Genomic DNA, 945 nt, shown 5'->3' with positions numbered 1-945 from the left:
TATTTAATCGGTTGTGAGGATAAAATGATTATTCACATCGACTGGAAAATAAATACGATTTCGGAACAGTATGAGGACGATGCTCATAATGTAATAGTTGCATTGATTGATGCGCATCTTGACGGTAAGCATCATGTTGTTTTTGAAAGATTGGCAGTTAAAGTTATTAGGGAGAGCGGTATTCTTAGTGGGACATCTCAGAGACGTTTTAGACTCAATTGCCGAAAAATATTCATCTAGGGGTGGTGTTGTACTCAAGGCAAACATTCCTGTACTGAGAGTTTTATACGATCAAGATGCGGTTTTAGAATGTGTCGATGAGAATAATTACTCAATTGGATTGAGAGCGTTTCTGAAGTCAAATTACAAAGAGAAACCAATATTGATTGTTGAGGGGAAGGAAATTGAAATGTATGACTTCATGATCAAGGCAGTTGCTAAGAGAGTCGGTCTGAAGAAGATTTCATATGAAGCTGGTTTTGGAGGGGGTAATAGTATTTCTGATCAGCTTATGGCAAAAATAGAGTCGCGGTATATCGTGGTATGTATATGTGATAACGACAAAATTACACCAACTGGGGGGGTTGGCGATACGCTCCAACGTCTCCGCAGAATGGCATCTGGGCTTCATAAGTTTATTGGGAATACGTATGAAAACGCCGGGTCGAGAAGTCGAAAATTTTTTGCCGTTTGATATTGTAAAAGAAGTTCCCGTCTCTGAAGATAGTAAAAAAGATAAAGAAAGAGTTAAAAATCAACTAGAAAATCTGCGAAATCTGTTGAATAATCAAGGGCAAGATCATGCCAAAGATTGTCTATGGTTATATTATGACATTAAAACTAGAATATCTATGAAACGCTTGTCGAGTCATGCTAATGATACAGAGTCGAAGGAATGGATTAAGAAGAAATACTGCATAGATGAGGTAAGTGAAATAGAGAAAA

At 37.4% G+C, this 945-nt stretch carries 2 protein-coding genes; both read left to right on the top strand.

The genetic code is table 11. From position 1 onward, the window contains the following. Positions 1-109 precede the first annotated feature (109 nt). Entirely contained in the window at positions 110-694 is a 585-nt protein-coding gene (locus VZ95_RS24590; RefSeq protein WP_156995452.1) for a hypothetical protein, read from the top strand. After that, the coding region (locus tag VZ95_RS24585) for a hypothetical protein (RefSeq protein ID WP_198148434.1) at positions 684-945 on the top strand (262 nt) is incomplete at its 3' end. The genes VZ95_RS24590 and VZ95_RS24585, both read left to right, overlap by 11 nt.

It is taken from the genome of Elstera litoralis, from assembly GCF_000963705.1.
Taxonomy (GTDB): Bacteria; Pseudomonadota; Alphaproteobacteria; order Elsterales; family Elsteraceae; genus Elstera; species Elstera litoralis.
Note: the sequence above shows the minus strand (reverse complement) of the source record. Positions and strands in the feature narration are given on the sequence as shown.